Genomic DNA, 6,675 nt, shown 5'->3' with positions numbered 1-6,675 from the left:
CAAATGATTAAACATGTTCGATGGCTCCGGTGAAAAGACCCTTCACTTCCTCAGGCGAACTCGCCGTAATCTGCTTGTCTGCAACCTTCCTGACACGCCGCATCACGATGACCCGATCCGCCACCGATAACACGTCAGGCATACGGTGACTGATCAGCACCACCGCTATGCCGCGATCGCGTAACTGACGGATAAGGTTCAGGACTTCGGCCACCTGGCGGACTGAAATCGCCGCCGTCGGCTCGTCCATCAGCACGATCTTGGCCTCGGAAAGCATGGTGCGGGCAATGGCCACCGCCTGCCGCTGCCCCCCCGACATCTGCCGAACGAGGTCGCGCGGCCGGGTTTCCGACTTCAGTTCCCTGAAAATCTCGCCGGCTCGCTTGTACATCGCCTTGTAGTCGAGGATGCGCAGCGGTCCGAATCCGCGGCGTAGCTCGCGCCCAAGGAAGACATTCCCCGCCGCAGTCAGATTGTTGCACAGCGCCAGGTCCTGGTGGACGATCTCGATGCCATGCTGCCGCGCTTCTATCGGGCGATGCATGATCAGTTCGGCCCCGTCCAGGCGCATGGTGCCATGGCTCGGCCGAAAGTTGCCGGCGATCATCTTGACCAAGGTTGACTTGCCGGCGCCGTTGTCGCCCATCAGGCCGACGACCTGTCCCGCCTCGAGCGAGAACGAAACGTCGTTGACCGCCTGGATGGCGCCGAAATGCTTGGAAATGTTGGCGAGTTCGAGAACTGCCACCAGCCTCTAGCCTCCCGAAACACCCTCGCTGACGTCCCGTACTGTCTTAGGCAGGGCGGGCGACTTCGATCTCCCGGCATCCTCCCAAGGAAATGCGAAGTTCTGCATTTACGCAAAACGCCGCGACAGCGTCAATCAATTGTCAGACGAATTCGACACCTGATGTGACAAAAATCTGTTTTGTCTGACAAATAGACGTTGACGGCTGCGCCGACTGGATATTAGCTAAGCGTGGGAGGATGAGCATGCTGATCCTTGTCACCGGTGCCACGGGCAAGGTCGGTCGCCACTTCATCGCAGGGCTGCTTGACGATCCGCGATTTTCCAACACCCGCATCCGCGCGCTTTGTCACAACCGCCTGTACGACGAAACCGACCGCGTCGAGGTGTTCCGCGGCTCGATCGCCGATCGCGACATCGTGGCCAAAGCCCTTGCCGGCATCACCCACGTCGTTCACCTCGCCACCTGCAAGGAAACGCCGGCGGACGTCATGGACGTGGCGGTCAAGGGATTGTTCTGGCTGCTCGAAGAGTTTCGGGCAAGCTCAACCGCCCGCCAGTTCATTCTCATCGGCGGCGACGCGGCGATTGGCCATTTCTACTACCGCAACGACGGGCCGCTCACCGAAGCAGCACCGCATCAGGCCTATCCAGGCAGCTACGCGCTGTCCAAGGTTCTGGAAGAGGTCATGCTGGAACAGGCCGGCATTCAGTACGGCATCAACTGGTGCTGTCTCCGAGCTCCGTGGATCATGGAAAAGGACGACTTCAGATTTACTCTATCCTTCGGCGACAACGTATTCGGAGGTCCAGACTGGAAGACGCTGGTGCCGGAATTCGACGCCAAGCGCTATGCCCAGGAAAACACAGTGCCATTGTTGCGGGACGCCGACGGGCGACCACTCAAGCGCAATTTCGTGCATGTCGACGATCTGGTTTCAGCCATCCTGGCGGCTATCGATCATCCGGGCGCCATGGGGCAACTCTTCAACATCTGCATGGATCGCCCCATCGACTATGGCGAGGTCGCAGCCTACCTCGCCCGAACGCGCGGTCTCGGATCGATCGACATAGCAAGCCAGTATCACTCGAACTGGATGGACAATGCCAAGGCCAAGCACCTGCTCGGCTGGCTACCAAAATACGACCTGGAATTACTCATCGACTCGGCCTGGCAATACGAGCGTTCGGAGAATGACCCTCGCATCGTCTGGTATCCGGGTTGATTTCGCGTGGCGGGCACGATGTGCCCGTTTGTTCAAAAGGGAGGAAACAATGAGGAAGGCATTATTGCTTGCAGCAGCAGTCCTGGCACTCAGCGCTGGAAACGCGCTCGCCAAGAAGCAACTCGTCATCGTCGTCAAAGGCCTCGACAACCCGTTCTTCGAAGCGATCAACCAAGGTTGCCAGAAGTGGAACAAGGAAAACGCTAGCTCGGAATACGAGTGCTTCTACACCGGCCCGGCATCGACCTCGGACGAAGCCGGCGAAGCGCAGATCGTCCAGGACATGCTGGGCAAAGCCGACACCGTTGCGATCGCAATTTCGCCTTCGAACGCCAAGTTGATCGCCCAGACCATCAAGACCGCGAACCCAACTGTTCCTGTCATGACGCTGGACGCTGACTTGGCCGCAGAGGACGCGGCATTGCGCAAGACCTATCTCGGCACCGACAATTACCTGATGGGCGCGCGCATCGGCGAATACATCAAGAAAGCCAAGCCCAATGGCGGCAAGATCTGCACCATCGAGGGCAATCCGGGGGCGGACAACATCTTGCGCCRCGCCCAAGGCATGCGCGACACGCTGACCGGCAAGAAAGGCTTGACCGAGTTGAAGGGTGAGGGCGGCTGGACCGAAGTAGCCGGCTGCCCTGTGTTCACCAATGATGATGGCGCCAAGGGCGTCCAGGCGATGACCGATATCCTCGCCGCCAATCCCGACCTCGATGCCTTCGGCATTATGGGCGGATGGCCGCTGTTCGGCGCACCACAACCCTATCGCGACCTGTTCAAGCCATTGGCCGCCAAGATCGCCAGCAACGACTTCGTCATCGGCGCTGCGGACACGATCGGCGACGAAGTGGCGATCGCGAGGGAAGGCTTGGTTACCGCACTCGTCGGCCAGAGGCCCTTCGAGATGGGCTACAAGGCACCATCGGTTATGATCGACCTGATCGAAGGCAAGAAGGTTGAAGATCCGGTCTTCACCGGCCTCGACGAATGCACGAAGGATACGGTCGACACCTGCATCCAGAAGTAGGCCAGAAGTAGGATCGCCAGCTGGAGCGCTCGGCACCCGGGCGCTCCAGCAAGCCAATGCGGATATGTGCAGTGCCGCTCGGATCCCGCGCGCACAATTGCCTGTTGCGCACATTGGAAACGGAACTGATCCAGACGAGATCAACTCGGTCTAATGCCGGACGGAAAATCAAAAAGAACCCGGGAGCCGGTCGTCGACCGCCCGCCTGCGATGCGGCGGCCCAACGCTGTGCGCATGAGCGGGTCGAGCGTGCATGCCTGGCTTGCCAGCGAGATCGGTCTCAGGATCGTTCGCGGCGACTATCCACCAGGAACCATCCTGCCCAACGAGGCAAAATGGTCGGAAACCTTCGATGTCAGCCGCTCGGCGGTGCGCGAGGCGATCAAGATGCTGATGGCAAAGAGCCTGCTAGCTTCGCGCCCCAAGGTCGGCAGCTGGGTCGAACCGAAGGATCGCTGGAACCTGCTCGATCGTGATGTACTGAGTTGGTACGCCGCCTCACCTGACCGCGAGGCCTTTCTGCGCACGGTGCAAGAGTTCCGCCACATCATCGAGCCCGAAGCAGCCGCGTTCGCTGCCGCACGCCACAGCGAAGCGCAGATGGGAGAAATCAGCCTGAGCTGCCGGGAAATGGGCCAGGCAACATCGCTGCAGGAACGTACTCTGGCCGACACTCGCTTCCACCTTGCCATACTGCGTGCATCTGGCAACGACCTGCTGGTGCCGCTTGGCGTGCTGATCGAATCCGCGCTCAATCACCTCTTTACCTTCGTCACGCAAGAGATCCAGGATGAACGCGCCCAAAGCCTGCATGAGGCGATCGAGAGGAACATCCGGCTGCGGCGCCCCAAGGCTGCGCGCAACGCGGTGCACAAGCTGCTGGCCAATACCGACGAAGTGATCGCCCGTTCGGGAAGGTAGGCGCGGCCGCGACCTGGGTTGAATCAGATATTTTCAGGTGGCGTCAGGTCGACGCCGTTGATGCGCCCGATGTGCGTCGCCAGCATCGGCACATAAAGTTCGGCCCCGCCGGCGGCGACGGCACCTGCGAATGAATTCTTGGCGGCATTGCCCAGCGGATTCGCCATTCCAGCGGAATCCGCCATCGATTCCAGATAGGTCAGATCCTTGACCGCATTGGCGAGCGAGAATTTGTGGGCATCACGATCGCCTTCCAGCGTCCAGCGCATGAAGGTCTGGTAGAAACCGCAATCCATGCGGCCGTTACGGATAACGCTGTCGAAACGGGCGGGCGAGATACCAACCTTGCCAGCCAGCGCCAGCGCCTCGGAGTAGAGTGCGGCATAGCCGAGCGACAGGAAATTGTTCAGGAGCTTCATGCGGTGGCCATCAGCAGTTTGGCCGACATGCACGACGCGCCCAGCCCAGGTGTCGAGCACCGGTTTCAGCCTGGCAAACATCGCATCGGAAGCTCCGACCATCGTGTCCAGCGTACCCTCCCACGCCTCCTTCGGCGTGCGGCTCAACGGCGCGTCGACCAATGTGACATCGAGAGCGGCAAGCTCGGCCGCCAGCGCCATCGTCGAAACGGGATCGGAAGTCGAACAATCGACAACCACCGAGCCCGCCTTCAGAGCCTCCTTGAGACCCTCTGCGCCGCGAATGACCTCCTCGACCTGGCGTGAACCTGTGACGCAGATGAAAATGACGGTCGAGCGGGCGGCAACCTCTGCAGCAGTCGAGACCTCGATAGCGCCGCGAGCGATCATGTCTTCAGCCGGGCCGCGGTTCTTGCGGCCTAGAAAGGTCAGCGGATAGCCTTTGTCGACGATGTTCTTGGCAATGCCATGGCCCATGAAGCCGAGGCCGATGAAGCCGATTTGCTCGCCTGCGTTGGTGCTGGTTGCCATTTTCCGTACCCATCTGTTCGCGTGTTGAATTCAGCTCTGTCGTAACCGATGATATTGTCTGACAATATCTACCGATCTGGCAGAATGTGGAGGACAAAATGTCGAAGCGGATCATGTTCACGGGCGGCAGTGGCAAGGCCGGACGGCATGTCGTGCAGTACCTTGTGGAGCAGGGGCATCAGGTTCTCAATCTCGACACCAAACCGCTCGACAATCCGAAGGTGCGGACGCTGATCACCGACATCACCGACAGCGGCCAGGTCTTCAACGCGCTATCGAGCTATATGGGGCTCCACGAGTTCGACCCGTCGCTGCGGCCGCAGCCGGTCGACGCCGTCGTGCATTTCGCCGCCATCCCCCGCATCATGCTCACGCCAGATAACGAGCTATTCCGCATCAACGCGCTCGGCACCTACAACGTGATCGAGGCGGCGGTGAAACTCGGCATCCGCAAGATCGTCATCGCGTCGAGCGAAACCACCTATGGTCTTGTCTTCGCCAATGAGCCGCGAAGCCCGCAGTATTTTCCGCTTGATGAGGAATACGACGTCGATCCGATGGACAGTTACGCCCTGTCCAAGGTCGTCAATGAAAAGACAGCGCGCGCCTTTGCGCTGCGCAGCGGTTTCGACATCTATGCCTTGCGCATCGGCAATGTCATCGAGCCGCATGAATACGAGCTGTTTCCAAAATGGTTCGCCGATCCAGGTTTCCGCAAGCGGATTGCCTGGAGCTACATCGATGCCCGCGACCTCGGGCAGATCACCGATCTCGCGGTCAAGAAGGACGGCCTCGGCTATCAGGTCTTCAACGCGGCGAACGACGACACCTCGTCCGACCTGCCGACGAAGGAGTTGATAGACCGGTTCTATCCTGGCGTGCCGCTGAAGCACGAACTTGGCGAGTTCGAGACACTGCTGTCCAACCGCAAGGTCAAGGATGTTCTCGGTTTCCGCAGCCAGCATGGCTGGCGGAAATATGTGCCACAAGGTTGATAGACGGCGAAGCTTGACAGCTTTCGCAGCCGGGACTGGCATTGAGTGAATGGCGGCGCCAGTCGCGCATGCTACCGGCGGATAGAATAAAAGCAGGAACGACGAGGAAGCATGCCGGAGCAGAAATCCAAGGAAATCTCAAGCCAGCCCGCCCTGTCCGTAGAGGACAAGCCGCCYACGAGCCGCCGGGCGAATGCCACCCGCATCTCAGGATCGAGTGTGCATGCCTCATTGGCCAGCGAGATCGGCCTCAGGATCGTGCGCGGCGATTACCCGCCGGGAACGATCCTGCCGAACGAGGCCAAGTGGACCGAGATCTTCGATGTCAGCCGCTCGGCGGTGCGCGAGGCCATCAAGATGCTGATGGCCAAGAGCCTGCTTGCCTCTCGCCCCAAGATTGGAAGCTGGGTGGAGCCCAAAGAGCATTGGAACTTGCTCGATCGCGACGTCCTGAGCTGGTACGCTGCCTCGCCTGACCGCGAAGGCTTTCTCAGGACTGTGCAAGAGTTCCGCCATATCATCGAACCTGAAGCAACGGCACTAGCAGCCGAGCGCCGGACCGATGAGCAGATGGCGGAGATAAGTCAGGCGCTGCACGATATGGCTAATGCCACCTCGCTGCAGCAGCGGACGGAAGCCGACACGCGATTTCACGTCGCGATCCTGCGCGCTTCGGGCAACGACCTGCTGGTCCCCCTCGGCGTGCTGATCGAATCCGCGCTGAATCATCTGTTTGTTCACGTGACCCGCGAGGATAGCAGTCTCCAGCGCGCGCAAAAGCTGCATGAAAACATCGAGA

Annotated in this window: 7 protein-coding genes; 5 read left to right on the top strand and 2 right to left on the bottom strand. The window is 60.0% G+C overall.

Going from position 1 to position 6,675, the window contains the following annotated elements; genetic code table 11:
* Positions 1–7 precede the first annotated feature (7 nt).
* The gene (locus tag AC1DUU_RS19760; protein WP_476785100.1) at positions 8–751 is read right to left on the bottom strand and encodes an ATP-binding cassette domain-containing protein; all 744 of its coding nucleotides are present in this window, start codon (positions 749–751) and stop codon (positions 8–10) included.
* A 242-nt stretch (positions 752–993) separates the two neighbouring features.
* Between AC1DUU_RS19760 and AC1DUU_RS19755 the strand changes: the two genes are divergently transcribed.
* The 3 genes from AC1DUU_RS19755 to AC1DUU_RS19745 all read left to right on the top strand — a co-directional run bounded on the left by AC1DUU_RS19755 (position 994) and on the right by AC1DUU_RS19745 (position 3,931).
* On the top strand, positions 994–1,974 hold the full coding sequence (locus AC1DUU_RS19755; protein WP_476785098.1) for an NAD-dependent epimerase/dehydratase family protein: 981 nt from the start codon (positions 994–996) through the stop codon (positions 1,972–1,974).
* Positions 1,975–2,023: 49 nt separating this feature from the next.
* Positions 2,024–3,010 (top strand): substrate-binding domain-containing protein, encoded by a 987-nt coding sequence (locus AC1DUU_RS19750; RefSeq protein ID WP_476785097.1) that lies wholly within the window; start codon positions 2,024–2,026, stop codon positions 3,008–3,010.
* A 153-nt stretch (positions 3,011–3,163) separates the two neighbouring features.
* Positions 3,164–3,931, top strand: coding sequence for a FadR/GntR family transcriptional regulator (locus AC1DUU_RS19745; protein WP_476785096.1), 768 nt, complete (start codon positions 3,164–3,166; stop codon positions 3,929–3,931).
* 23 nt (positions 3,932–3,954) lie between these two features.
* On the opposite strand, the gene AC1DUU_RS19740 is transcribed toward AC1DUU_RS19745, so the two are convergent.
* Positions 3,955–4,911 (bottom strand): NAD(P)-dependent oxidoreductase, encoded by a 957-nt coding sequence (locus tag AC1DUU_RS19740; protein ID WP_476785099.1) that lies wholly within the window; start codon positions 4,909–4,911, stop codon positions 3,955–3,957.
* 68 nt (positions 4,912–4,979) lie between these two features.
* Here AC1DUU_RS19740 and AC1DUU_RS19735 point away from each other — a divergent pair, with 68 nt between their 5' ends.
* Together AC1DUU_RS19735 and AC1DUU_RS19730 are read left to right on the top strand one after the other, a co-directional pair.
* Positions 4,980–5,876 (top strand): NAD-dependent epimerase/dehydratase family protein, encoded by an 897-nt coding sequence (locus AC1DUU_RS19735; protein WP_476785095.1) that lies wholly within the window; start codon positions 4,980–4,982, stop codon positions 5,874–5,876.
* A 111-nt stretch (positions 5,877–5,987) separates the two neighbouring features.
* Positions 5,988–6,675, top strand: a 688-nt coding sequence (locus tag AC1DUU_RS19730; protein WP_476785094.1) for a FadR/GntR family transcriptional regulator, incomplete at its 3' end; no start/stop codon positions are given.

It is taken from the genome of Aminobacter sp. P4_H6_2 (assembly GCF_056400805.1).
Note: the sequence above shows the minus strand (reverse complement) of the source record. Positions and strands in the feature narration are given on the sequence as shown.

What these genes read in the sequence shown, in the direction of transcription:
- AC1DUU_RS19735 (WP_476785095.1), top strand. Translation starts at nt 4,980, where the DNA reads ATGTCGAAGCGGATCATGTTCACGGGCGGCAGTGGCAAGGCCGGACGG.
- AC1DUU_RS19755 (WP_476785098.1), top strand. Translation starts at nt 994, where the DNA reads ATGCTGATCCTTGTCACCGGTGCCACGGGCAAGGTCGGTCGCCACTTC.
- AC1DUU_RS19745 (WP_476785096.1), top strand. Translation starts at nt 3,164, where the DNA reads ATGCCGGACGGAAAATCAAAAAGAACCCGGGAGCCGGTCGTCGACCGC.